The organism is Streptomyces sp. NPDC102270 (assembly GCF_044766405.1).
Classification (GTDB): domain Bacteria; phylum Actinomycetota; class Actinomycetes; order Streptomycetales; family Streptomycetaceae; genus Streptomyces.
Window position 1 is genome coordinate 277,183 of record NZ_JBIWLX010000012.1, and the last position, 24,725, is coordinate 301,907.

Annotated in this window: 18 protein-coding genes; 14 read left to right on the forward strand and 4 right to left on the reverse strand. The window is 70.1% G+C overall.

Features of this window, described 5'->3' with window-relative positions:
• The first annotated feature begins 359 nt into the window (after positions 1 to 359).
• On the forward strand, positions 360 to 1,013 hold the full coding sequence (locus ACIRP7_RS26325; RefSeq protein ID WP_403664184.1) for a DUF4190 domain-containing protein: 654 nt from the start codon (positions 360 to 362) through the stop codon (positions 1,011 to 1,013).
• Positions 1,014 to 1,067: 54 nt separating this feature from the next.
• Here ACIRP7_RS26325 and ACIRP7_RS26330 read toward each other — a convergent pair whose 3' ends face one another.
• Positions 1,068 to 1,637: an NADAR family protein gene (locus ACIRP7_RS26330; protein WP_403664187.1), complete on the reverse strand. Its 570-nt coding sequence runs from the start codon at positions 1,635 to 1,637 to the stop codon at positions 1,068 to 1,070.
• Positions 1,638 to 1,848: 211 nt separating this feature from the next.
• Between ACIRP7_RS26330 and ACIRP7_RS26335 the strand changes: the two genes are divergently transcribed.
• From ACIRP7_RS26335 to ACIRP7_RS26365, 7 genes are all read left to right on the forward strand, one after another.
• Positions 1,849 to 3,384 (forward strand): gamma-aminobutyraldehyde dehydrogenase, encoded by a 1,536-nt coding sequence (locus ACIRP7_RS26335; protein ID WP_403664190.1) that lies wholly within the window; start codon positions 1,849 to 1,851, stop codon positions 3,382 to 3,384.
• Positions 3,385 to 3,440: 56 nt separating this feature from the next.
• On the forward strand, positions 3,441 to 4,688 hold the full coding sequence (locus tag ACIRP7_RS26340) for a PotD/PotF family extracellular solute-binding protein (RefSeq protein WP_403664193.1): 1,248 nt from the start codon (positions 3,441 to 3,443) through the stop codon (positions 4,686 to 4,688).
• 5 nt (positions 4,689 to 4,693) lie between these two features.
• Positions 4,694 to 5,851, forward strand: a complete 1,158-nt coding sequence (locus ACIRP7_RS26345; RefSeq protein WP_403664196.1) for an ABC transporter ATP-binding protein — start codon at positions 4,694 to 4,696, stop codon at positions 5,849 to 5,851.
• A complete protein-coding gene (locus ACIRP7_RS26350; protein ID WP_403664199.1) occupies positions 5,851 to 6,780 on the forward strand; it encodes an ABC transporter permease in 930 nt (309 codons plus the stop codon). Before ACIRP7_RS26345 ends, ACIRP7_RS26350 begins: the two co-directional genes overlap by 1 nt.
• On the forward strand, positions 6,781 to 7,581 hold the full coding sequence (locus tag ACIRP7_RS26355; protein ID WP_403664202.1) for an ABC transporter permease: 801 nt from the start codon (positions 6,781 to 6,783) through the stop codon (positions 7,579 to 7,581).
• A 2-nt stretch (positions 7,582 to 7,583) separates the two neighbouring features.
• Positions 7,584 to 8,987: an NAD(P)/FAD-dependent oxidoreductase gene (locus tag ACIRP7_RS26360; RefSeq protein WP_403664205.1), complete on the forward strand. Its 1,404-nt coding sequence runs from the start codon at positions 7,584 to 7,586 to the stop codon at positions 8,985 to 8,987.
• Positions 8,988 to 9,107: 120 nt separating this feature from the next.
• Positions 9,108 to 9,563, forward strand: a complete 456-nt coding sequence (locus tag ACIRP7_RS26365; RefSeq protein WP_403664208.1) for a hypothetical protein — start codon at positions 9,108 to 9,110, stop codon at positions 9,561 to 9,563.
• A 133-nt stretch (positions 9,564 to 9,696) separates the two neighbouring features.
• Here the strand turns inward: ACIRP7_RS26365 and ACIRP7_RS26370 are convergent, their stop codons facing one another.
• Both ACIRP7_RS26370 and gabT read right to left on the reverse strand, forming a co-directional pair.
• On the reverse strand, positions 9,697 to 10,518 hold the full coding sequence (locus ACIRP7_RS26370) for a phosphatase PAP2 family protein (protein ID WP_403664211.1): 822 nt from the start codon (positions 10,516 to 10,518) through the stop codon (positions 9,697 to 9,699).
• Positions 10,519 to 10,642: 124 nt separating this feature from the next.
• Positions 10,643 to 11,977 (reverse strand): 4-aminobutyrate--2-oxoglutarate transaminase, encoded by a 1,335-nt coding sequence (gene gabT, locus ACIRP7_RS26375; protein ID WP_403664214.1) that lies wholly within the window; start codon positions 11,975 to 11,977, stop codon positions 10,643 to 10,645.
• 225 nt (positions 11,978 to 12,202) lie between these two features.
• Between gabT and ACIRP7_RS26380 the strand changes: the two genes are divergently transcribed.
• The 3 genes from ACIRP7_RS26380 to ACIRP7_RS26390 all read left to right on the forward strand — a co-directional run bounded on the left by ACIRP7_RS26380 (position 12,203) and on the right by ACIRP7_RS26390 (position 17,677).
• Positions 12,203 to 14,335 carry an ATP-binding protein gene (locus ACIRP7_RS26380; protein ID WP_403664218.1) on the forward strand — a complete coding sequence of 711 codons (2,133 nt, stop codon included), beginning with the start codon at positions 12,203 to 12,205 and terminating at the stop codon, positions 14,333 to 14,335.
• A 128-nt stretch (positions 14,336 to 14,463) separates the two neighbouring features.
• Complete coding sequence (locus tag ACIRP7_RS26385) at positions 14,464 to 16,122, forward strand: PucR family transcriptional regulator (RefSeq protein WP_352389489.1); 1,659 nt, start codon at positions 14,464 to 14,466, stop codon at positions 16,120 to 16,122.
• Between the two features lie 109 nt (positions 16,123 to 16,231).
• Positions 16,232 to 17,677: an aldehyde dehydrogenase family protein gene (locus tag ACIRP7_RS26390; protein WP_403664221.1), complete on the forward strand. Its 1,446-nt coding sequence runs from the start codon at positions 16,232 to 16,234 to the stop codon at positions 17,675 to 17,677.
• A gap of 79 nt (positions 17,678 to 17,756) precedes the next feature.
• On the opposite strand, the gene ACIRP7_RS26395 is transcribed toward ACIRP7_RS26390, so the two are convergent.
• Entirely contained in the window at positions 17,757 to 20,612 is a 2,856-nt protein-coding gene (locus ACIRP7_RS26395; RefSeq protein WP_403664224.1) for a glycoside hydrolase family 3 C-terminal domain-containing protein, read from the reverse strand.
• A 328-nt stretch (positions 20,613 to 20,940) separates the two neighbouring features.
• On the opposite strand from ACIRP7_RS26395, the gene ACIRP7_RS26400 reads away from it, so the two are divergent.
• From ACIRP7_RS26400 to ACIRP7_RS26410, 3 genes are read left to right on the forward strand one after another with little or no spacing between them, the layout of a single operon-like run.
• Complete coding sequence (locus tag ACIRP7_RS26400; RefSeq protein WP_403664227.1) at positions 20,941 to 22,629, forward strand: extracellular solute-binding protein; 1,689 nt, start codon at positions 20,941 to 20,943, stop codon at positions 22,627 to 22,629.
• Positions 22,629 to 23,681, forward strand: coding sequence for an ABC transporter permease (locus ACIRP7_RS26405; protein WP_403664230.1), 1,053 nt, complete (start codon positions 22,629 to 22,631; stop codon positions 23,679 to 23,681). Before ACIRP7_RS26400 ends, ACIRP7_RS26405 begins: the two co-directional genes overlap by 1 nt.
• Positions 23,678 to 24,604: a carbohydrate ABC transporter permease gene (locus ACIRP7_RS26410; RefSeq protein ID WP_403664233.1), complete on the forward strand. Its 927-nt coding sequence runs from the start codon at positions 23,678 to 23,680 to the stop codon at positions 24,602 to 24,604. The genes ACIRP7_RS26405 and ACIRP7_RS26410 overlap by 4 nt, the downstream gene beginning before the upstream one ends.
• Positions 24,605 to 24,725: the final 121 nt, after the last annotated feature.

Consider the following 24,725-nt stretch of genomic DNA (forward strand, 5'->3'; position numbering starts at 1 on the left):
CTGGTGCGGGTGCGGGTGCGGGTGCGGGTTCGGTGGGGGCGGGCGTTGTGCGCAGTTCCCCGCGCCCCTGGATGCCTGCGGCGGCCTGTTTCGGTTCGGTGGGCGATTCGTACGCGGGTGCACGAGTCCCACCCAGGGGCGCGGGGAACTGCGCGACCAGCCCCCACCGACCTGCACCCGCCCGACAACCTCACCCGGCACCCCAAGGCGCCCGGTTCAAGCCCAGCGCAGCGGGACCGCGGGGAACTGCGCGACCAGCCCCCACCGGCCCGCAGCCGCCCCACAACCCGACCCGACACCCCCTGGGCGCCCGGCCGAGCCGTAACATGGCCGCACGAACGACCTAGGGGGACGTGAGCATGACGGACGGAACGCAGCCGAGCGGGGACGGTCGGGATCCGTGGGCGCCGCCGGAGAGTGGGCCTTCGTTGGAGAAGAGCCCCCCGCCGTCGCCTGCTGTGCATGATCAGACCACCGTGAGCTCGGGGCCGAACGACAGCTACGGCTTTCCGCCTCCCGCTCCCGGTTACGGGTACCCCGCCCCCCAGCAAGGCGCGCCCATCGGTGGGCCCGCCTCCGTGCCGCCGCCGCCCATCGGGCCCGAGGGTCCCGGCGCTCCCGTCGGCTACGGCTACCCCAGCTATCCGCAAGGTCCGCAGGGGTACGGCGGCTGGGCCCCGCCGATGCCGCCGCAGAACGGCATGGGTGTCGCCGCGATGGTGCTGGGCATCCTGTCCTGCGCCCTGTTCTGCATGTACGGCATCCTGTCGCTGGTGCTCGGGGTCCTTGCCATCGTGTTCGGGATCAAGGGGCGCAAGCGGGCCGCGCTGGGTGAGGCCACCAACCACGGGCAGGCACAGGCCGGGTTCATCATGGGGATCATCGGGACGATCCTCGGCGTCGCCGTGCTCGTCCTGCTCGCCATCGGTATCACCGCCGCCATCAACTCGGATGACAAGCCCGACTACTACGACGGGTCCCTCGCTGTCGTGGCGGTCACCCCGGTGGTGTAGCGCCCGTCGAACGTCCGTCGAAGAAAGGGGACCGCCGGGATTCGGTGGTCCCCTTCAGGCGTTTCTGAGGCGGTCCCTTGCTTCCATGAGGGCGAAGCCCAGGAGGTTCGGGCCTCGCCAGCGCTCGGGGTTGTTCGCCGCCTCGTCGTCCGCCGCGAGCCCGATGCCCCACACCCGGTCCACCGGGCTGGCCTCCACCAGGACCCGGTCACCGGTGTTGAGGAGGAACTCCCGCAGGTCCTCGTGGGCCGTGAACTTGTGGACACTGCCCTCGACGACGATCCCGAAGCGCTCCCGCCGCCAGGTCTGCTCGTCGAAGCCGCGGACCAGGCGGCCCGCATTCTTGGCCTGGGACGGGTGACCGGCGGCCAGTACCCGGCGTTCCGCCTCCTGGTCTTCGAAAAGGCGCGCCTTCGCCGCCATCATCCAGTGCTCGGCGGTCGCATAGGTCACGCCGTCCACCACGAACGGTGACGGCCACCACTGGCTCAGACAGCTCGCGCCGACCCGGCCGTCCGGGCGCGGGCGGTGGCCCCAGAAGTGCAGATACTTGATCTTCGCTCCGGCCCGGACCTGCCTGACCAGGGCATCCTGTGAATCGATCGTCCCCGTGATCTTCCCCATGCACCCGAGTCTGGCAGGAACCACTGACACTCCGTCCTTTCTTTTCAGGACCGACTCGACACCTGGTCGACAGATTCCGTCGCGTAACCCAAAGGCAACAACGGAATCCCTTGTATGAGTGTCATTGCTCTGCCAGGATCGGCACTCAAATCGAGCTGGAGCTACGCCACCCGCCCGCGGTAACCGTGGGGTGACGGCGGAGGAGAGCGACATGCACAACCCGGGCAGTTCCATCCCGGACCGGTTCGCGGCACAGGAGCGGTTCGCCGACGGCGCGCAGTTCATCGGAGGGCGTCTCACCAAGGGGACCTCCGGTCGTACGCACGCGGTCGTCGATCCCGCGAGCGGGGAGGAGGTCTTCACCTATGAGCTGGCGGGCGTCGAGGACGTGGACGCCGCCGTCGCCGCGGCCCGCGCGGCCTTCCCGGGCTGGGCGGCCCTCACTCCCGGTGAGCGGTCCGACGCCCTGCACCGGTTCGCCGCCGTGCTCGCCGACCGTGCCGAGGACTTCGCCCGGGCGGAGTCGCTGCAGTGCGGGAAGCCGCTGAAACTGACCCGGGAGTTCGACGTCCCGGGGACCATTGACAACACCTCCTTTTTCGCCGGGGCCGCTCGGCATCTTCAGGGGCAGTCCGCCGGTGAGTACTCCGGGGATCACACGTCGTACGTGCGGCGTGAGCCGATCGGGGTCGTGGGGTCCATCGCGCCCTGGAACTATCCGCTCCAGATGGCCGCCTGGAAGATCCTTCCTGCGATTGCCGCCGGGAACACCATCGTCCTGAAGCCCGCCGAGATCACCCCGCTGACCTCGCTCCTGTTCGCCCAGGCCGCGACCGACGCCGGGATTCCCGACGGTGTCGTCAACATCGTCACCGGGACCGGCAAGGAGGCGGGGGAGCGGTTGGTCGGGCATCCCGACGTGGCCATGACCTCCTTCACCGGGTCGACGGCCGTCGGCAAGCGGGTGGCCGAGATCGCCACCGCCACGGTCAAACGGCTGCACCTGGAGCTCGGCGGCAAGGCTCCCTTCGTCGTCTTCGACGACGCCGACCTGGAGGCCGCCGTCAACGGGGCCGTCGCCGGCGCGCTCATCAACACCGGGCAGGACTGCACGGCCGCCACGCGCGCGTACGTACAGCGGCCCCTGTACGAGGCGTTCGTCGAGAGGACCGCCGCCCTCATGGAGAGCGTGCGGCTCGGGGACCCCTTCGCCGCCGGTACCGATCTCGGGCCGCTCATCTCGCATGTCCAGCGGGACCGGGTCGCCGGGTTCGTCGACCGCGCGCGCGGCTACGCGCGCGTGGTGGCGGGCGGAGAGGCGCCGGGCGGGGAACTCGACAAGGGGGCGTACTACAAGCCCACGCTCGTCGCCGACGCCGCCCAGGACAGCGAGATCGTCCAGTCCGAGATCTTCGGGCCGGTGCTGGTCGTGCTGCCCTTCGACACCGACGACGAGGGCATCCGGCTCGCCAACGACACCCCTTACGGGCTCGCCGCCTCCGCCTGGAGCCGGGACGTCTACCGGGCGAACCGGGCCACCCGGGAGATCAAGGCCGGGTGCGTGTGGGTCAACGACCACATCCCGATCATCAGCGAGATGCCGCACGGCGGATATAAGGCGTCCGGCTTCGGCAAGGACATGTCCTCGTACTCGTTCGAGGAGTACACCCAGATCAAGCACGTTATGTTCGACAATACGGCGGTTGTCAGAAAGGACTGGCACCGCACGATCTTCGGGGACCGATAGCCGTATACAGGCCGCCCGACCCGCGGCCGCCCACCTTCCCGAAAGGGCACCAGCGCATGGAGCAGTACGAGCCCGACCGCCTGTCACCGGCCCAAGTGGCCGCCGTGCGGCGCAGCTTCCGCAATGGCCGGGCCGCCATGACCCGGCGATCCCTGTTGCGTGCCTCCGCGGGCGGCGCGCTCGCGGTCGGCGGCCTCGGGACGCTGAGCGCCTGCGGCATCCCCGCGGCCGGCAACACCCAGGGCGGCGTCTCCGCGGAGGACCACTCGGCCAAGGAGAAGACCGTCAACTTCTCCAACTGGACCGAGTACATCGACGTGGACGACAGCGGGAAGCACCACCCCACGCTCGACCAGTTCAAGAAGCAGACCGGAATCTCGGTCAAGTACACCGAGGACATCAACGACAACGTCGAGTTCTTCGGGAAGATCAAGCCCCAGCTGGCGGCGGGGCAGGACACCGGGCGCGACATCATCGTGCTCACCGACTGGCTCGCCGCGCGGCTCATCCGGCTCGGGTGGGTCCAGAAACTGGACTCCTCCAACCTGCCGCACGCGTACGCCAACCTGTCCCAGCAGTTCCGTGACCCCGACTGGGACCCGGGGCGGGCGTACTCCTATGTGTGGCAGGGCATCTCGACCGTCATCGCCTACAACAAGAAGGCCCTCGACGGCCAGGAGGTGAAGTCGATCTCCGACCTGCTCGACAACGCCAAGCTCAAGGGGCGCGTCGGCTTCCTGTCGGAGATGCGCGACAGCATCGGCATGACCCTGCTCGACATGGGCAAGGACCCGGCGCACTTCACCGCCGACGACTACGACGCGGCCATCGCGCGCCTCCAGAAGGCCGTCGACAAGGGGCAGATCCGCCGCTTCACCGGCAACGACTACACCTCCGACCTGACCAGCGGCGACTTCGCGGCCTGTGTCGCCTGGGCCGGTGACGTCGTACAGCTGAAGGCCGACAGCCCGGACATCGACTTCATCATCCCGGACAGCGGATACATGACGTCGACCGACAACATGCTGATCCCCAACAAGGCGCGTCACAAGACGAACGCCGAGCGGCTCATCGACTTCTACTACCAGCCGAAGCCGGCCGCCGAGCTCGCCGCGTACATCAACTACGTGTCTCCCGTCGACGGTGTGAAGCCCGAGCTGGCGAAGCTCGACCCGGGCGCGGCGAACAACCCGCTGATCATCCCCGACAAGGCCATGGCCGCGAAGTCCCACCCCTTCCGCTCCCTGAGCGCGAAGGAAGAGACGGCCTTTGAAGAGAAGTTCGCGAAGCTGACTGGGGCGTGATCACCATGACGAACAAGAACACCGACAGCAGCGGCGACGTCCGTCTCTCCGGCATCAGCAAGACGTACGACAACGGCTTCACCGCCGTACAGCCGCTCGACCTGACCGTGCCCCAGGGCTCCTTCTTCGCCCTGCTCGGCGCCTCCGGCTGCGGCAAGACCACCACCCTGCGCATGATCGCCGGTCTCGAGGAGCCCACGACGGGCACCGTGCACCTCGGCGACCAGGAGGTGACCCGCCTGCCCCCGTACAAGCGGCCGGTGAACACCGTCTTCCAGTCGTACGCCCTCTTCCCGCACCTCGACATCTTCGAGAACGTCGCCTTCGGTCTGCGTCGGCGTGGCATCAAGTCGGTGAAGAAGCAGGTCGAGGACATGCTGGAGCTCGTGCAGCTCGGGGAGCAGGCGCGGAAGAAGCCGCACCAACTGTCCGGTGGCCAGCAGCAGCGGGTCGCCGTGGCGCGGGCGCTGATCAACACGCCCAAGGTGCTGCTCCTCGACGAACCGCTCGGCGCCCTCGACCTCAAGCTGCGCCGCCAGATGCAGCTGGAGCTCAAGCGCATCCAGACCGAGGTCGGCATCACCTTCGTGCACGTCACGCACGACCAGGAGGAGGCCATGACCATGGCCGACACGGTCGCCGTGATGAACGCGGGCCGCGTCGAGCAGCTCGGCTCGCCCACCGATCTCTACGAGAACCCGAACACCACCTTCGTCGCCAACTTCCTCGGCACCTCCAACCTCATCGAGGCCGAGGTGGACTCCACGAGCGGCGGCGAGATCGTGCTGAAGGCGGGCGGCGGAAAGCTGGTGCTGCCCGAGGCGCGGTACGCCGGACCGGCCACGACCGGCGGCAAGGTGCTGGTCGGCGTCCGGCCCGAGAAGATCTCCCTCACCCACGCCGATGAGGCCGGGGAGATTCCGGACGGGCGCAACCGGATCACCGGGAGGATCGCGGACTCCTCGTTCATCGGCGTCTCCACGCAGTACGTCATCGACAGCCCCGTCTGCCCCGAGTTCGAGGTCTACGCCCAGAACATCGACCGCGACGACCGGCTCGTACCGGGCGCCGAGGTCGTCCTGCACTGGAACCCGGCCCACACCTTCGGCCTGGACGCCGACCAGGACATCGACGCCGGTATCCAGGAAGAGGCGACGCTCTGATGGCGACGCTCACCGAGGCGCCACCGCCTCTGACTCCGACCGCGCCCGAGAAGAAGCCCCCGCGCAGGAGGGGCCGCTTCACGCCGTACTGGCTGCTGCTGCCCGGCATCCTGTGGCTGCTGGTCTTCTTCGCGCTGCCGATGATCTACCAGGCCTCCACGTCCGTGCAGACGGGCTCCCTGGAGACCGGTTACAAGGTCACCTGGCACTTCGCGACCTACTGGGACGCGCTGGCCACCTACTGGCCGCAGTTCCTGCGGTCGATCCTGTACGCCGGTGCCGCGACGATCCTCTGCCTGGTGCTCGGGTATCCGCTCGCCTATCTCATCGCCTTCCGCGCGGGGCGCTGGCGGAACCTGATCATGGTCCTGGTGATCGCGCCGTTCTTCACCAGCTTCCTGATCCGCACCCTCGCCTGGAAGACGATCCTCGCGGACGGCGGCCCGGTCGTCAGCGCCCTCAACAGCCTGCACGTCCTGGACGTCACCAACTGGCTCGGCTGGACCACCGGCGACCGCGTCCTGGCCACGCCGCTCGCGGTGGTGTGCGGTCTGACGTACAACTTCCTGCCGTTCATGATCCTGCCGCTGTACACCTCGCTGGAGCGCATCGACGGGCGGCTGCACGAGGCGGCGGGCGACCTGTACGCCAAGCCGGCCACCACCTTCCGCAAGGTGACCTTCCCGCTGTCGATGCCGGGCGTGGTCTCCGGGACGCTGCTGACCTTCATCCCGGCGGCCGGCGACTACGTCAACGCCGAACTCCTCGGCTCGACCGACACGCGCATGATCGGAAACGTCATCCAGACGCAGTTCCTGCGGATTCTGGACTATCCGACGGCGGCAGCCCTCTCCTTCATCCTCATGGCCGCGATTCTCCTCATGGTCACCTTCTACATCCGCAAGTCCGGGACGGAGGATCTGGTTTAAATGGCCCTCGTCAACTGGCTCAAGCGTTATTTCGTCGTCATCGCGGGACTGCTGACTCTCGGATATCTCCTGCTGCCGAACATCGTCGTCACGGTGTTCTCCTTCAACAGACCAAAGGGGCGCTTCAACTACCAGTGGCAGCAGTTCTCCACGGACGCCTGGAAGGACCCCTGCGGCGTCGCCGACATGTGCGGCTCGCTGTCGATCAGCCTCCAGATCGCCTTCTGGGCGACGGTCGGCGCGACCGTCCTCGGCAGCATGATCGCCTTCGCGCTGGTCCGTTACCGGTTCCGCGCGCGGGGCACCGTGAACTCGCTGATCTTCCTGCCGATGGCGATGCCCGAGGTCGTCATGGCGGCCTCGCTGCTCACCCTGTTCCTCAACCTGGGTGCTCAGCTGGGTTTCTGGACGATCCTGATCGCCCACATCATGTTCTGCCTCAGCTTTGTCGTCGTCGCCGTCAAGGCGCGCGTGATGTCGATGGACCCGCGCCTGGAGGAGGCGGCCCGCGATCTGTACGCGAGTCCCGTCCAGACCTTCCTCCGGGTGACCCTGCCCATCGCGGCCCCCGGAATCGCCGCGGGCGCGTTGCTGTCCTTCGCGCTCTCCTTCGACGATTTCATCATCACCAACTTCAACGCGGGCTCGACCGTCACCTTCCCCATGTTCGTCTGGGGTTCGGCACAGCGCGGCACGCCCGTGCAGATCAATGTCATCGGTACGACCATGTTCCTCGTCGCCGTGCTGCTCGTGCTGGTCTCGATGGTCATCGGAAATCGTCGGAACAGGCAAAAGGCGTAAGCATGAGCCGTTGGACAAAGGCCCTTTCCGAGGCCCAGCCGATCCCGTACTGGCTGGACGACCCCGGCCGGCCCCACCCGGAGCCCGCCCTCACCGGCGCCGAGACCTGCGACCTTCTGGTCGTCGGCGGTGGCTACAGCGGGCTGTGGACCGCGCTCAACGCGAAGGAGCGCGACCCCGGGCGGGACGTCGTCCTGCTGGAAGGCCGTGAGACGGGCTGGGCCGCCTCCGGTCGCAACGGCGGCTTCTGCGCCGCCTCCCTCACCCACGGTCTGCCCAACGGGCTCACCCGCTGGCCGGACGAGATCCACAAGCTCCAGGAGCTGGGTGCCCGCAACCTCGACGAGATCGAGAAGGCGGTCGCCCGGCACGACCTCGACTGCGAGTTCGAGCGCACCGGCGAGATCGATGTGGCGACCGAGACGTACCAGGCCTGGGAACTGCGCGACTGGTACGAGGAGCTCCAGGAGCAGGGCCTCGCCGACGGCGTCGAATTCCTGGACGCCGACGCGGTGCGCGCCCAGGTCGCCTCACCGACCTTCGAGGCGGGGCTGTGGGACCGCCGGGGCGTGGCCATGCTCAACCCCGCCAAGCTCGTCTGGGGCCTGAAGCGGGCGTGTCTGGGACTCGGTGTCCGGGTCTACGAGAACACCCCCGCACTGGATCTGAAGTCGTACGGCGCCGGCATGGCCGTACGCACGCCGTACGGTTCGGTCCGGGCCCGGAAGGTCGCGCTCGGCACGAACATCTTCCCGAGCCTGGTCAAGCGGGTGCGGGCGTACACCGTGCCGGTCTACGACTACGCGCTGATGACCGAGCCGCTGAGCGACGAGCAGATCGAGGCGATCGGCTGGAAGAACCGGCAGGGCCTGGGTGACAGCGCCAACCAGTTCCACTACTTCCGGCTCTCCGCCGACAACCGCGTCCTGTGGGGCGGTTACGACGCGGTCTACCCGTACGGCGGCCGGGTGCGCGCCGAGTACGACGACCGGCCGGAGACGTACGCCAAGCTCGCCGGGCACTTCTTCACCTGCTTCCCGCAGCTGGAGGGTGTCCACTTCACGCACGCGTGGGGCGGCGCGATCGACACCTGCTCGCGGTTCTCCGCGTTCTACGGCACCGCGCACCACGGCAAGGTGGCGTACGCGGCCGGCTACACGGGTCTCGGCGTCGGGGCGACCCGGTTCGGGGCGGACGTGATGCTGGACCTGCTGGCCGGGGAGAGCACCGAGCGGACCTCGCTGGAGATGGTCCGCAAGAAGCCGCTGCCCTTCCCGCCGGAACCCTTCGCCTGGACGGGCATCGCCCTCACCAAGTGGTCGCTGGCCCGTGCCGATTCGCACGGCGGACGGCGCAACCTGTGGCTGCGGACCATGGACAAGCTCGGTCTGGGATTCGACAGCTGAACGGTCGTAGGTGATCCGATTCACTCCGACGAGTGGTCATAACCCGCGTAATGCTCGCCGGGAAACCTCCCTCTCTCTCGTGACGCAACCAGTGTCGACGAGAGAAAGGGAGGTCTTTTCATGACAGGGGCGAAGACGGCGGTCGAGTGGCTGGCATCCGTCGCACCGGATCCCGAGGCCTGCCGCTGGGAGTGGGAGCGCAACCCCCTGGGGGTCGCACTGCTTCCGGCGGGCAAGGCCTGGGACGTACTGATCCTGCCGGGTGAGCTCGGCTATCCGACGCTCGATGTCCTCACCCGCATCCTCGACCGGCTCGGCCCGGTGCTCGTCGACTTCGGCGACGCCCGCATGGGGTTCTTCGTGGCGCCGGGCACCGCGGCCCGCTGGCTCGGCACCGGTGTCCGTACGGCCGGCGCCGGCACCTGGATCGTCGTGCCGTACCCGGGCCGGGTGGCCGGGGGAGGGGTGCGCTGGCTGGTTCCGCCCGACGGCTCCGGCATGCTCATCGATCCGGCGCTGCTCGAACTGGCGATGCACGAGGCGGCGGCGGGCCTGGCGACGGAGGGCGAGGGCTGACCCGACGGTCCCACCAGGCTCTCGTCGGCCGCCCGTGCGGCCGACGCGGACCCGACGACTCCTCGGCACAGTGGGAGTACGGCGCTGCGGGCGTCCCCCGCCGGCAGCGACGACGCCCAGTGTGCCCAGGAGGTCAGCGGCGGCCGAGTCGTGCCAGGAAGAGCCGGAAGTCGAGCAGCAGGACCGCGCACAGACACCAGCTGCCCACCACGTCCAGGGGCCAGTGCCAGCCGCGGCGGACCAGGCCGAAGGAGACGCCGAGGACGAGAAGGCCGCAGCCGATGACGAGCGCCCGGCGGGTGCGGGTGGACCGGAGCCAGGGCAGGACGAGGAGGGTGGCGGCGCCGTAGGCGATGGCGGCCGTGGCGGTGTGGCCCGAGGGGTAGTAGCCGGTCCCGGCTGAGACCGGGGTGCCCGGGCGGTCAGTGAGTTCCTTGAGGGGGACGACCAGGGCCGGGACCAGGGCCATCAGGACGGCCGCGGCGGCGGACGGCAGCCACCATCGGTCTGTACCAGTACTGCGAGCCCGCCGGGCGGCATAGAGGAGGGCCACGACGAGGGCCGGGACCGCGATCTCGACATTGCCCAGGTCGGCGAGGGCCGCCGAGACGCGGTCCGGGTGGACCAGCGCACGGCTGACCCGCTCGTCGACACGCAGAAGCGGCCCGTCCTCGACGACCTGCCAGGTGATCAGGGCGAAGAGGAGGGCCGGAATTCCGAGAAGGAGGATGAGGAAGGCCGGCCGCCCCGGAACAGGGGGGGTGGTTCCGGGGCGGCCGATCGGATCGGATGGTCGGCCGCCCCGGGGGGTTTGGGGCGGGCGACTGTCCGATCGGTGAGGAGATCCGGAGCCAGAGGCTCCAGTTGTGTGCGCGAGGGCACGACCAGGGCGAAGCTGGGGAGGCCCCGTCCTGATGTCGCCCACAGTCCCCTGTGGGCGGGGTGTATCTCTCATCTGGGTAGAACCTACGGCAGGGTGGCGGCGTACGACAGGCGGAATCCCACCCTCACCGTCACCTCGCACACCTTCTTCACACCCTCTGCCGCTGGCCACCGCAGCCCCTGAATTCCCTGTGCGGTCAGATGCGGGTGAAGGCCTGCTCGATGATGTCGAGACCCTCGTCGAGGAGGTCCTCGCCGATGACGAGCGGGGGCAGGAAACGCAGAACATTGCCGTAGGTGCCACAGGTCAGGACCAGCAGACCCTCCTGGTGGCAGGCCTTGGCGAGCGCGGCGGTCGCCTCCGGGTTCGGCTCCTTGGTCGTACGGTCCTTGACGAGCTCGATGGCGATCATGGCGCCGCGGCCGCGGATGTCTCCGATGACGTCGAACTTGTCCGCCATGGCGGTGAGGCGGGCCTTCATGACTGTCTCGATGTGCTTCGCCCTGGCGTTGAGGTCGAGCTCCTTCATCGTCTCGATGGCGCCGAGCGCGCCGGCGCAGGCGACGGGGTTGCCGCCGTAGGTGCCGCCGAGGCCGCCGGCGTGGGCGGCGTCCATGATCTCGGCGCGGCCGGTGACGGCGGCGAGCGGGAGACCGCCGGCGATGCCCTTGGCCGTGGTGATCAGGTCCGGGACGATGCCCTCGTCCTCGCAGGCGAACCACTGGCCGGTGCGGCAGAAGCCGGACTGGATCTCGTCGGCGACGAAGACGATGCCGTTGTCGTCGGCGAACTTCGCGATCTCCGGCAGGAAGCCCTTGGCCGGCTCGATGAAGCCGCCCTCGCCGAGGACGGGCTCGATGATGATCGCGGCGACGTTCTCCGCGCCGACCTGCTTGGTGATCTGGTCGATGGCCTGGGCGGCGGCCTCGGGGCCGGCGTTCTCCGGGCCGGTGGGCCAGCGGTAGCCGTAGGCGACGGGGACGCGGTAGACCTCGGGCGCGAAGGGGCCGAAGCCGTGCTTGTACGGCATGTTCTTCGCGGTCAGCGCCATGGTGAGGTTGGTGCGGCCGTGGTAGCCGTGGTCGAAGACGACGACGGCCTGACGCTTGGTGTACGCCCGCGCGATCTTCACGGCGTTCTCGACGGCTTCGGCGCCACTGTTGAACAGGGCCGACTTCTTGGCGTGGTCGCCGGGGGTCAGCTCGGCCAGCGCCTCGGCGACCTCCACGTAGCCCTCGTACGGGGTGACCATGAAACAGGTGTGGGTGAAGTCGGCGAGCTGCTGCGTGGCGCGGCGTACGACGGCCTCGGCGGAGGCGCCGACGGACGTCACGGCGATGCCCGAACCGAAGTCGATCAGCCGGTTCCCGTCGACGTCCTCGATGATCCCGCCGCCCGCGCGGGCCGTGAACACGGGCAGCACGGACCCCACACCCTGCGCGACCGCGGCGACCCGGCGGGCCTGCAGCTCCTGCGACTTGGGTCCGGGGATGGCGGTGACGACGCGGCGCTCCTGCGGAAGTGCGGTCATGAGGGGCTCCTGGGGTGGTGCGGGCGCTTACTTCTCTTCTCGCAGGCTAGGCCGGGGACCGGGGGGTGGGCATGCTCCATGTGGGCGTTGTCCGGAGAACGGGTTGTCCGCGGTGGACATGGCGCCGGCCGCGACGCCCGGCCACGTAAGCAGTGAACTCCCCTGGCGGGGGCGTTAGATTGGCCGCTGACGGTGGACGGAACGGCTGGTCAGGGAGCAGGGGCGATGGACAGCGACGGGACGCAGGACGCGCGGGGTACGCATGCGAATCCTGTGCCGCGGGCACGGTCGGGGATGCCGCCGATGCCCGCGCAAGCGCCCTCGGTGTCGCCCCCGGACAGCTCGGCGTTCCTGACGTGGCTGCGGACACCACGGCCCGAGACGCTGCCCGGGGTGTGGCGGTTCGGACACCGGCCCAGGCCGGAGGCGGAACCGGAGCTCATCCCCGGCCGCCAGCTCATCAGTGGCGCGCTGATCGCGTTCCTCGTCGGCTGGCTCGCGTGGTCGCTGCTGCAGAACGGCTATGTCGGCACCTGGTGGTGGCTTCCGCTTCTTCTGATCACCCCTGACTCCTGGCGCGGCGCCGACGGCGCCCTCGGCCAGACGGGCACCACCCTCCTCTACAAGGGTTATGAGGTGCTCATCGCGTTGATCATCATGGTCGTCGTGGGCAAGCTCGGCCGCTGGGGCGAGGTCTGGCGTCGCTTCGGCACCCCCGCCTGGCGTCAAGCCGCTCCCGACCATGAGCCGCCGCCCGCCGCCGAACAGGACCCCGCCGAATGGCCCCAGCTTCGTGCCGCCGGTGCCGTCGACGCTGCCGAGCGGCTGGCTGCCGAGGCCAGGGCCGGGTTGATGCGGGACGTGGACCAGGCCCGGATCGCGCGGGCCTGGCAAGGCGTGCGCAGTGGCCGGTTCAGCCTCGCCACGTTCACCCGTGCCGTGCTCCAGGAAGGCGCCGCCGCCTGTGTGCACCCCTCCGGGGAGCGGGATCTGCCCGCACGGCTCGCCCGGCATGACCTCCTCACGGGCCAGGTACGGCTGGGGACCACCGCCGACGACGCCCGCAACCCGTACGCCTATCGGGGAGCCGGACTGGGGCTGGGCCCCGAGCTGCTCGGGACCTCGCTGCTCGCGGTCGGGCCGGCCGGGTCCGGGAAGACCGGGACCGTCGTCAGGCCGATCGCCGAGTCGTTGTGTCTGCACGCGCTCGCCGGACGGGCCGCCGTCGTGGCGGTCGGTGCCGCGGGCGCCGGGCTCGGACCGGCCGACGCCTACGACGTCGTCGTACAGATCGGGAATCCCGAGTCGGTGTACGACCTCGACCTGTACGGGGGGACGACCGATCCGGACGAAGCCGCGGCCGTGCTCGCCGAGGCGCTCGTCGGAGACCTCGCCGAGCCTCATCAGGGAGGCGACACCCGGCGCTCCACCACCGTGCTCGCCCAGCTCCTCGGACCGTTCCGGGCCGTCCACGGCCGCTTCCCCTCCGTACCGGAGCTGCGGCAGCTGCTCGACGGCGCGCCCCGGCCGATGGCCGCGCTGCGCAAGGGCCTCGAGGACTCCGGGCAGGAGTCGCTGTTGCGCGAACTCGACGCGCGGGAGAGGCAGATGGGGAACCCGGGGGATGTGGGGGGCATTCTCGCGGACCGGGTCGCGCTGCTCGACCGGCCCGCCTTCGCCACGTTCTTCCAGAGCGCGGGCTCCGACTCGTCCGGGCAGTCGCGGCCGTTCTCGCTGAAGGCCCTCGACCACCCCGTCCGGGTGCGGATCGACCTGCCGCAGCGCGGGCACGCCGACGCCTCCCGGATCCTGGCGCGGCTGGTGCTCGCGCAGTTCACGGCGAGCGTCGCGGTGCGCGAGGACCGGTCGCTGTTCGCCTGCCTGGTCGTCGACGACGCCACCGGGGTCGTGACGCCGGAGGCCGTACGGGGCGTGCAGCGGCTGCGCTCCGGCAATGCCGGAGTGGTGCTGACGCTGCGGACCCTGGACGACGTGCCGCGGCCGCTGCGCGGGCCCCTGCTCGGCGCCATCGGGTGCCGGATGGCGCTGTCCGGGCTCACCCCGTGGGACGGGCAGGACTTCGCCGAGGTGTGGGGCAAGGAGTGGATCGAGGCACGGGACGTCACCGACCGGCAGATCATCGCCGAGACCCCGGCCGGCAAGGCGCTGCACGCGGTGCGGCGGGTCATCACCGGCAAGGCGCCGACCGCGCGGGCGGTGACCGTGCGGCAGGTCGAGCGGGAGCGGTGGTCCGCGTCCGAGCTGGCGCACGGGGTGCCGCCCGGGCACGCGGTGCTGTCGCTGACCACGGTGACGGGTGAGCACGCGCCGCCGCTGCTGGTGGATCTGCGGGGATGACGACGTGAGGGCGTGACCTGAGGACCGTACGGTGAGGCAGAATCGTCCCAGGCCGTTCATACACACCGGCCAAAAGATCATCCTCTCCGCAGGCTTCTTCGCACACCTCTTCGAAGGTCCCGGGCCCCATGCCACCCACCCTCGCCTCGCTCGTCCACCACTCCGCGCTCAAGCTGACCGTGCGCGCGGGGGAGGACCGGCTGGACGTGCCCGTGCGCTGGGCGCACGTCAGCGAGCTCGCCGACCCCGTCCCCTACATGGAGGGCGGGGAGCTGCTGCTGATCACCGCCCTCAAGCTGGACGCGGCGGATCCGGAGGCGATGCGGCGGTATGTGAAGCGGCTGGCCGGGGCGGGGGTGGTGGGGCTCGGGTTCGCCGTGGGGGTCACCTACGACGAGATTCCCCAGGCCCTTGTCGACGCCGCCCGCGACGAGGGGCTTCCGCTGCTCGAGGTGCCGCGCCGCACCCCCTTCCTCGCCATCAGCAAGGCCGTGTCCGCGGCGATCGCGGCCGACCAGTACCGCTCCGTCACCGCGGGCTTCGCCGCCCAGCGGGAACTGACCAGGCAGGCCCTGACCGACGGCCCGGAGGGGCTGCTGGCCGCGCTCGCCTCCCAGGTGGACGGCTGGGCGGCGCTCTACGACGCCTCGGGGGCCGTCGTCGCCGCCGCGCCCGAGTGGGCAGGGCGGCGGGCCGCGCGCATCACCGCCGACGTCGAACGGCTGCGGGAGCGGCCCGCGCCCGCCTCCGCCGTGGTCGGGGGAGCCGGCACGTCCGACAACGACGACCGCGTGGAGCTGCACTCCCTGGGTACCGGCCGGCGGCCGCGGGCGGCGCTGGCGGTGGGGACGGCTGCCGCGCTCGGTACGGCGGAGCGGTACGCGGTGCACTCGGCGATCGCGCTGCTGACGCTCACCACCGAGCGCTCCCGCTCCCTGCACGCCGCCGAGCAGCGGATCGGGGCGGCCGTGCTGCGGATGCTGCTCGCGGGGGAGCCGGAGCACGCGCGCACGGTCGCGGGCGACCTGTACGGCGGTCTCCTGGACGCGCCCTTCCGGCTGATCGTGGCGGAGACGGTCGCCGTGTCGTCCGTGCGGATCGCCGCCGACGCCCCCGCCCGGGTCCCCTCGGCCGCCGCCCTCGCCGCGGCCGCCGACACGCACGGCGATCCGCTCGGGGCGCTCACCGAGATCGTGGAGTCCGCGGCGGCCCGCTCCGGCGAGACCGTGCTCGTGGTGCCCGAGCGGGAGCGCCTGGTGGTGCTGGCCGCGGACGGCGGGGCCGCCCTCACCGCGTGCGGGGAGTACGCGGTGGCGCTGGAGGCGGCGCGGACCCGCGAGCAGGTGGGCGCCGGGGACGAGGCGGAACTGGTCGTCGGCGTCTCGGCCCCCGCCGGACCGATCGCCGCCGCGGCCGCCTACAAGCAGGCCGAACAGGCACTCTCGGTCGCCCGGCGGCGGGGCCGGGTCTGCGTCGAGCACGAACAGCTGGCCTCCGGATCGGTGCTGCCGCTGCTCGCCGACGACGCGGTGCGGGCCTTCGCGGACGGGCTGCTGCGGCCGCTGTACGAGCACGACGCGACCGGCCGGGGCGACCTGGTCGCCTCGTTGCGGGCCTGGCTCTCCCGGCACGGCCAGTGGGACGCGGCCGCCGCCGATCTGGGCGTCCACCGGCACACCCTGCGGTACCGGATGCGCAGGGTCGAGGAGATCCTCGGTCGGTCGCTGGACGATCCCGACGTACGGATGGAGCTGTGGCTGGCGCTGAAGACGGCCTCGGCGGAGTAGACAGCGCCGGGAGCCGGGAAGCCGGGAGTGCCGAACCGGAGTGTCCGCGGGCTCCGCTGCGCCACCCCGGACAAATTCGATCCCGTCCCCGCGGGCCTACCGTGGGGACATGACTTCCACCCACGCCTTCTGGCTCGCCGGCCGCCAGGTCACCGGCGAGGACACCTTCGACGTCACCTCCCCGTGGGACGGCCGGCTCGTCGGCAAGGTCGCCGTGCCGGACGACGAGCAGATCGAGGAGGCTGTGGCCGCCGCGTACGCCGTACGGGACGAGTTCGCCGCCACGCCCGCCCACGTCCGCGCCGCCGCCCTCGACCACGTCAGCCGCAGGCTCGTCGAGCGCACCGAGGAGATCGCCCAGCTGATCTCCGCGGAGAACGGCAAGCCGATCAAGTGGGCCCGCGGGGAGGTCGGCCGTGCCGTCTCCGTGTTCCGGTTCGCCGCGGAGGAGGCCCGGCGGTTCAACGGCGGTGAGGCCCAGCGCCTCGACACCGACCCCGGCGGCCAGGGCCGTCTCGCGCTGACCCGGCGCTTCCCGAAGGGGGTCGTGCTCGGGATCGCGCCCTTCAACTTCCCGCTCAACCTCTGCGCCCACAAGATCGCCCCGGCGATCGCGGCCGGCGCCCCGATCATCCTGAAGCCGGCCCCCGCGACCCCGTTGTCCGGGCTGATCATCGGCGACCTCCTCGCGGAAACCGAGCTGCCCGCCGGCGCGTGGAGCATCCTGCCCGTCCCGAACGACCGGATGCCCGCCCTCGTCCAGGACGAGCGCCTGCCCGTGATCTCCTTCACCGGTTCCGAGAAGGTCGGTTACGCGATCATGGACTCGGTGCCCCGCAAGCACTGCACGCTGGAGCTGGGCGGCAACGGCGCCGCGGTCGTCCTTGGCGACTACGCCTCCGACGCCGACCTCGACTGGGCCGCGACCCGCATCGCGACCTTCTCCAACTACCAGGGCGGCCAGTCCTGCATCTCCGTGCAGCGGGTGATCGCCGACGCGTCGGTGTACGACCGGCTGCTCCCGCGGATCGTCGCCGCCGTCGAGGCCCAGGTCACCGGCGACCCGGCCGACGACAAGACCGACGTCGGCCCGCTGGTCAGCGAGGACGCGGCGGTGCGCGTCGAGGCGTGGGTGAAGGAGGCCGTCGAGGCGGGCGCCACCCTGCTCACCGGCGGCGACCGCGACGGCGCCTCCTACGCGCCGACCGTCCTCGCCGACGTCCCGGCCGACACGACGATCTCCTGCGAAGAGGTCTTCGGACCCGTCCTGACCGTGCAGAAGGCGGACGGCGAGGCGGCGGCCTTCGCCACGGTCAACTCCTCCAAGTACGGCCTCCAGGCAGGTGTGTTCACCCATGACCTGCAGGCCGCCTTCCGCGCCCACCGCGCCCTCGAGGTCGGCGGCGTGGTCATCGGTGACGTGCCCTCCTACCGCGCCGACCAGATGCCGTACGGCGGCGTCAAGCAGTCCGGTGTGGGCCGCGAGGGCGTGAAGTTCGCGATGGACGACTACACCTACGAGCGGGTGCTGGTGCTGACCGGTCTCGCCCTCTGAGGTCGGACTCCGGTCAGGGGCCCGGCACCGATGCCTTCCGGTGCCGGGCCCCTTCCTGTGTGCCGGCCGGTCCGGTCCCTCAACCGGAGAAGCCGACCCGCGCGAGCCGCAGCGGGCCGCGCAGCCTGAGGTGGACGTCGTGCACGCCCTCGGCGACGAACCCGGCGCCGACGGTGGTGTAGTCGTACGGTCCGGAGCCGGACCCCTCCACCTCCCAGGCGGCGAGCACCGCGCCCCCGTCCAGCGACAGTTCGACCGAGCCCTCGCCGGACACCGTCACCGTCGCCTCGCTGACGCCGGAGCCGAAGTCGCAGTCCCGGTAGACCAGTTCACCGGTACGGCCATCGGCGGCCGTCACCGCGTCGCCCGCCGTCTTCGTCCGGTCGACGATCTCGACACCGCTCTGCTCGTCGAAGTCCGCGCCCTCAAGGCCCCGTTGGAGCACGGAGCGCGGTGCGCCGGGCTCGCCGTCGAGCACCACCGTCGCCCGCAGCCGGATGTCCTCGCTGGAGGCGCCGGCCAGGAGCTCGTAGGGCCCCGGCTCCAGCCGCCACCGGCCCTGCGCCACGTCCCAGAACTCGAAGGCGCGCAGCGGGACCTCGAAGGACAGCTCCTTCCTGGCGCCCGGGGTGAGCGTCACGCGCCGGTGGGCCACCAGTTCGCGGCGCGGGCGGGGCAGTGCCGGGTCGATCGCGCGGGTGTAGAGCTGGGCGACCTCGTCGGCGGTGACGTCACCGGTGTTCGTGATCGTGAACGAGACGTGCACCGTCCCCTCCTCCACCCGGGAGGTGAGGTCGCCGTACGAGAAGGGCGCGTACGACAGCCCGTGGCCGAACGGGAACAGGGGGGTGCCCTCGAAGTACAGATAGGTCTGGCGGCTGCCGATGACGTCGTAGTCGAGGAGGCCGGGCAGGTCCGCGTCGCTCTCGTACCAGGTCTGCGGGAGGCGGCCGGCGGGGGAGACGTCCCCGGCCAGGACGCGGGCCAGGGCGGTGCCGGCCGCCTGGCCGCCGTGGGCCGTCCACAGGGCCGCGGCCAGGCCGGACGTGTCGACCGCGTAGGGGTAGGCCGAGACCAGGGCCAGGACCGTGCGGGGGTTCGCGGCGCGCGCCGCCCGCAGCAGGCGCTCCTGGTGGGCGGGGAGCCGCAGGGAGGCGCGGTCCTCGGTCTCGCGGCCGTTGATGTGCGGGTCGTTGCCCGCGACCACCAGGACGACGTCGGCCTCGGACGTGACGCGGGTCACTGCGTCCTCGCCACGTTCGGCGATGATCAGCTCGAAGACCTCCGGCTGCGCCCCGGGCTCCGGGTTCTCGTCGGCAACCTTTACTCCGTCCGCGGCGACACAGACGTGGCGGCCCGTACCGATGTGCCTGAGGAGGTGACCGCTGCCGTGCTGCTCCAGGCGGAAGGTCTCCTGGACGACCCAGCCTCCGGGCTGGTCGGCGGAGGCGCGCAGGTAGCCGTCCTCGGCGACGGAGAGGTAGCGGCCGTCGGGCGCGCGGAGCGTGAGGACGCCCTCGTCCCAGTCGATCAGCGCGAACTCGGTGCCGGTCGCGTCGGTCGTCAGCGGCGGCAGGTCCGTGCGGCCCGCGAGCAGCGCCGGGTCCAGGGCGCCCTCGGCGCCGCGTGCCGCGTCCTCGCCCTCTTCGGCGGCCAGGACGTGCAGAAACGTACCGGCGGAGGTCTTCAGCCGGACCCGGTCCACACCCTCCGTGAACTCCACCCGCTCGGCGCCGAACCGCTCGTACAGCCCCTCCAGCGGGGTGGAGCGGTGGATGAGCGTGGCGCTGTACCAGTCCAGCTTGCACTCGTCGGCGAGCAGACCGACGACGGCGAGCCGGGTGTCGGGGGCGAGCGGCAGTACGCCGTCGTTCCTGAGCAGCACGATCGCCTGCTCGGCGGCCTCCTGGGCGAGCGCGCGGTGCGCCGGGGTGTCGAAGTCCCGGACGTCGGCGTGCGGGTCGTGCTGCGGGTCGAACTCGCCGAGCCGGAAGCGGACCGAGAGCTGGCGGCGGACCGCGGTGTCGATCTCGGCCTCGGTCAGCAGGCCCTGGTCGAGAGCCCCCTGGATGCGCGCGATCATCTGCGAGCTGTCCGTGCCGTGGTCGGTGAAGCTGTCGACCCCGGCCCTGAGCGAGGCGGCGGTGGCCTCCTCGTGGGTGTCGAAGTAGTGCTCGTGGTCGACCAGGTTGGAGGGGGCGCCCGCGTCCGAGCAGACCAGCAGCTCCTCCTCGGTCCAGGTGCGCAGCTGCTCGCGCAGATACGGCGAGACGTGGTTGGGGCGGCCGTTGACCAGGTTGTACGCCGGCATCACGCCGGCGACGGCGCCCGCCTCGACCGCCTCGCGGAAGGCGCGCAGGTCGTACTCGTGCAGCACCCGGGGACGCACCGAGCTCGACGAGGTGGCCCGGTCCGTCTCGTTGTTGTGGGCGAGCCAGTGCTTGAGCACCGGGGCGGTGCGCCAGTACGTGGGGTGGTCGCCGCGCAGCCCGTGGGTGTAGGCGGTGGCGATGGCCGAGGTGAGCTTCGGGTCCTCCGAGTAGCCCTCCTCGTTACGGCCCCACAGCGGATGGCGGAGCAGATTGACCGTCGGTGCCCAGATGTTGAGGCCGACCCTGTCGTCGCGGGCGCGCATCGCCCGGACCTCCTTGGACACCGCCTCGCCGATCCGCCGTACGAGATCGGTGTTCCAGGTCGCGCCGAGGCCCACCGCCTGCGGGAAGACCGTCGCCGGGCCCATCCACGCGACGCCGTGCAGCGCCTCCTGGCCGGTGCGGAACGCGGCGATGCCGAGCCGTTCGACGGCGGGTGCGAACTGGTGCAGGAATCCGGTCTTCTCGTCGAGGGTCAGCCGCGACAGCAGATCGTCGATGCGCTTCGCGAACGGCAGGTGCGGATCGCGAAATGGCGGTGTGTGCGGCGGGTGTGCGGTCACGTGGGGATCCCCTTGTGATGGATCGGTTCGATGCTTTCGAAGCGCTTCGATGCTCATTCGACTTCGGGGTGGGTGTCAAGAGATCCACACCGTCACTTCAAGCGGTGCATAAGAAAAGGTCACCTCTCCTACCGCGGAGGAATCTTGGGATCGACCCTTGTGCACCCCTGGGTGTTCACTTAACCTCACAGCAACATCGAAGCGCTTCGACTACGGGATTCCGTCGCAATGGTCGATGCATCGCTTCAGCTCAGCCAGTTCCACTCAAGACACCGCAGCCGACGGCTCCACCGCCGGGTGTCCTGGTGCGCCATGAAGGGTTGACGCAATGACGCCGAACGCCGCTTCCCCCTCCTCCGGTCCCTCCGGGCCCAGCCGGAGAAGCTTCCTCGCCTCGACGGCGGTCGCCACCGCCGCGGTGGCGGGCGGGATGCCGCTGCTTGCCGCCTGCGGGGATTCGGGCGGCGGCGAGCGCGAGGGGACCACGTCGGGCAAGGCCGCGGACAAGCTGCTCCCGGCGTTCGTCGCCAGCACGGTCGCGAACCCGGACCTGCCGTCCAAGAACGGCTCGGCCGCCGGCTACACCGGCAAGGTCGACCTCGCCGCCCTGAAGGCCTCGGTCCCGGACAAGCTCGGCACCGGCGCCCCCTTCAAGATCATGTCCCCCTTCTGGGGCTCCCCGCCGAAGGCCGGCTGCGCCTACTACAAGGCGCTCGACGCCGCCGCGGGCACCAAGATCACCTGGCAGAACCAGGACGGCACCACGTACGGCCAGAAACTCGGCGCCGTCCTCGCCTCCAGCTCCATACCCGACATGGTGGTCGTGCCCGGCTGGGAACTGGTCGGCAAGATCTCCAACGCGGTCACCGCGAAGTTCATGGACCTCAGCCCCTACCTGGCGGGCGACAAGGTCAAGAAGTACCCGAACCTGGCCGCGATCCCCTCCGACGCCTGGCGCATGGGCATCTTCGGCGGTGCGCTGCGCGGCATACCGATGCCCGCCGCCACCGCGAACTGGATCGCGCCCCTGTACCGCAAGGACGTCTTCGACAAGAAGGGGTACTCGGTACCCAAGTCGGCCGACGAGTTCATGAGCTGGGCCAAGGACGCCACCAGTTCCAAGGCCAAGGTGTGGGCCTGCGGTGACATGACCTGGTCGGCGTGGAGCTTCTTCGGCGTCCGCGGCTCCGGGTCGATCGGCTGGGACATCGGGTCCGACGGCAAGCTGACGTACCGCATCGAGCAGCCCGAGTACCTGGAAGCCCTGGAGTGGGTCCGCAAGCTGTTCGACGCGGGTGTGGTCCACCCCGACGACAAGGCGCGCTCGGGCGACGCCGGCCAGCGCTTCACCGCCGGGCAGATCCTGGTCTGGAACACCAACATCGCCGACTGGTACGGGAAGGTCTCCGAACAGGCCCAGTCCAACCCGGACCTCGTGATCGACGCCATGGACCTCTTCGGCGCGGACGGCGGCAACCCGAAGCTGTACGCCTCCCAGCCCGCCACCATCTGGTCGCTGATCCGCAAGGGCGCCTCGAAGACGACGATCGAGAACGCGCTGGCCGCCGCGAACTTCTCCGCCGCGCCCTACGGCACCAAGGAGCGGATGCTCGTCGACTACGGCGTCGAGGGCACCCACTACACGGTCAAGAACGGCGTCCCGGTCAAGAACGACCTCGGCAACTCCGAGGTGCTCAACGCCTGGGTGATGCTGGCCGCACCGGCCGCCTACTTCGCCCACCCCGACTTCCCCGAGGTCGCCCGCAAGCAGGTCGAGTGGCAGCAGCGGATGGGCGCCTTCATGAAGAAGACGTCCACGTTCGGCATGAACATCGTCGAGCCGACCCGCTACGCCAACCTCTCCAGCCAGTTCGAGCAGCTGGAGATCGACTACGTGCGCGGCAACCGCAAGCTGTCCGACGTCCAGGCCGCCATCTCCACCTGGAAGTCCTCCGGCGGCGACAAGCTGCGCGACTGGTACAAGCAGCTCATCGACAAGAACGGCAGCGGCAACTGATGTCTCTCACGGCCGGGAGCAGGCCCGACGGGACTCGTCCTCCCGCGGCCGTCGAGGAGCCGACGGCCGCGGTCACCGCCGCGCTGGTCAAGGAGCGGATACCGCGCAGGGCGAGCAGGGCCGGCAAGGTCCCGTTCCGGACCCGGCTGCGCCGCGACCGCACGCTCATCCTGATGACGCTGCCCGTCATGGTCCTGCTCCTGCTCTTCAACTACGTCCCGCTGCTCGGAAACATCGTCGCCTTCCAGGACTACGACCCCTACATCTCCAGCAACGGCGTCACCGCGATCTTCCACAGCCCCTGGGTCGGCGTGGAGCAGTTCTCGCGGATGATCGACGACCCGCTGTTCTGGGGTGCCGCGAAGAACACCATCGTGCTGTTCGTGCTCCAGCTGGTGCTGTTCTTCCCGATCCCGATCGCCCTCGCGCTGCTCATCAACAGCGTGATCCGGCCCCGGGTGCGGGCCGTGGCGCAGGCGATCATGTATCTGCCGCACTTCTTCTCGTGGGTCCTCGTCGTCACCGTGTTCCAGCAGATCTTCGGCGGTGCCGGCATCATCGCCCAGACCATGGAGGACCACGGCTGGACCGGCTTCGACCTGATGACCAACGCGAGTCTCTTCAAGTACCTGGTCACGGCCCAGGCCGTCTGGAAGGACGCCGGCTGGGGGATCATCGTCTTCCTCGCCGCGCTGGCCGCCGTCAGCACCGACCTGTACGAGGCCGCCGCCATGGACGGCGCCGGGCGCTGGCGTCGCATGTGGCACGTGACGCTGCCCGCGCTGCGCCCGGTGATCGCGCTGCTGCTGGTTCTGAGGGTGGGCGACGCGCTCAGCGTCGGCTTCGAGCAGTTCCTGCTCCAGCGGGACGCGGTCGGTGTGGGGGCCAGTGAGGTCCTCGACACCTACGTGTGGAACATGGGTATCCAGAACGGCGACTTCAGCTACGCGGCCGCGGTCGGCCTCGTCAAGGGAGTCATCGGAGTGTGTCTCGTCCTGGCCGCGAACAAGTTCGCGCACCTGCTGGGCGAGCAGGGGGTGTACCAGAAGTGAGCCTCAACACGCAGCTCGTGCGCAGTCTCAAGGCCCCCGCCCGGCCCGCGTGGGAGGAGGAGCCCAGCAAGGCCGGCGTCACCGCGAAGAGCGGCTTCCTGGCACTGTGCTGTCTGGGCGTGCTCGGTCCGCTGTGGATCGTCATCGTCACCAGCCTCTCCCCGAAGCCGGTGATCGACCGGGTCGGCGGACTCGTCGTGATCCCGCAGGGCGTCACCTTCGTCAACTACACGGAACTGCTCAGCGGCGGGCAGGTCAGCCGGGCGATCATGGTGTCGGTCGGGGTCACCCTCGTCGGCACGCTGTTCTCGATGGCGGTGTCGGTACTGGCGGCCTACGGGCTGTCCCGGCCGGGGAGTCTGGGGCACCGGTTCTTCCTGGTGACCATGATGGCGACGATGTTCTTCGGCGCCGGGCTCATTCCGACGTACCTGCTGGTGCAGTCGCTCGGGCTCACGGACACCTATCTGTCCCTGATCCTGCCGAGCGCGGTCAGCGTCTTCAACATCCTGGTACTGCGGGCCTTCTTCATGGGGATCTCACCCGAACTCACCGAGTCCGCGCGGATCGACGGGGCCGGGGACGTGCGGATCCTGCTGACCATCATCATGCCGCTGTCCCGGGCCGTGCTGGCCGTGATCTCGCTGTTCTACGCGGTCGGTTACTGGAGCGCGTGGTTCAACGCGTCGATCTATCTGAGCGACCAGGACATGATGCCGTTGCAGAACGTGCTCATTCAGCTGGTGCAGAAGAACACGGCGAATCCGACGGGGTTGCAGCAGGCGGTTCGTACGGGGCAGTTGTCGGCGCTGGGATTGCAGATGGCCGTGATGGTGCTGGCGTTGATTCCGGTGGCGATTGCTTCTCCGTTTGTGCAGCGGCATTTCAAGAAGGGCATGTTGACGGGCGCGGTGAAGGGGTGACCTGCGCCCAATAAACGGGGGGCTTCCGGAGGCAGGCGACTGCGAGTCCGTTGTGGCTGGTCGCGCAGTTCCCCGCGCCCCTAGGTAGTTCTCTCTTCCCCTTTTCTCATACAGCGAGGTA

Coding starts and splice junctions, on each gene's coding strand:
- ACIRP7_RS26325 (WP_403664184.1), top strand. CDS start 360: ATGACGGACGGAACGCAGCCGAGCGGGGACGGTCGGGATCCGTGGGCG.
- ACIRP7_RS26330 (WP_403664187.1), bottom strand. CDS start 1,637: ATGGGGAAGATCACGGGGACGATCGATTCACAGGATGCCCTGGTCAGG.
- ACIRP7_RS26335 (WP_403664190.1), top strand. CDS start 1,849: ATGCACAACCCGGGCAGTTCCATCCCGGACCGGTTCGCGGCACAGGAG.
- ACIRP7_RS26340 (WP_403664193.1), top strand. CDS start 3,441: ATGGAGCAGTACGAGCCCGACCGCCTGTCACCGGCCCAAGTGGCCGCC.
- ACIRP7_RS26345 (WP_403664196.1), top strand. CDS start 4,694: ATGACGAACAAGAACACCGACAGCAGCGGCGACGTCCGTCTCTCCGGC.
- ACIRP7_RS26350 (WP_403664199.1), top strand. CDS start 5,851: ATGGCGACGCTCACCGAGGCGCCACCGCCTCTGACTCCGACCGCGCCC.
- ACIRP7_RS26355 (WP_403664202.1), top strand. CDS start 6,781: ATGGCCCTCGTCAACTGGCTCAAGCGTTATTTCGTCGTCATCGCGGGA.
- ACIRP7_RS26360 (WP_403664205.1), top strand. CDS start 7,584: ATGAGCCGTTGGACAAAGGCCCTTTCCGAGGCCCAGCCGATCCCGTAC.
- ACIRP7_RS26365 (WP_403664208.1), top strand. CDS start 9,108: ATGACAGGGGCGAAGACGGCGGTCGAGTGGCTGGCATCCGTCGCACCG.
- ACIRP7_RS26370 (WP_403664211.1), bottom strand. CDS start 10,518: ATGAGAGATACACCCCGCCCACAGGGGACTGTGGGCGACATCAGGACG.
- gabT (WP_403664214.1), bottom strand. CDS start 11,977: ATGACCGCACTTCCGCAGGAGCGCCGCGTCGTCACCGCCATCCCCGGA.
- ACIRP7_RS26380 (WP_403664218.1), top strand. CDS start 12,203: ATGGACAGCGACGGGACGCAGGACGCGCGGGGTACGCATGCGAATCCT.
- ACIRP7_RS26385 (WP_352389489.1), top strand. CDS start 14,464: ATGCCACCCACCCTCGCCTCGCTCGTCCACCACTCCGCGCTCAAGCTG.
- ACIRP7_RS26390 (WP_403664221.1), top strand. CDS start 16,232: ATGACTTCCACCCACGCCTTCTGGCTCGCCGGCCGCCAGGTCACCGGC.
- ACIRP7_RS26400 (WP_403664227.1), top strand. CDS start 20,941: ATGACGCCGAACGCCGCTTCCCCCTCCTCCGGTCCCTCCGGGCCCAGC.
- ACIRP7_RS26405 (WP_403664230.1), top strand. CDS start 22,629: ATGTCTCTCACGGCCGGGAGCAGGCCCGACGGGACTCGTCCTCCCGCG.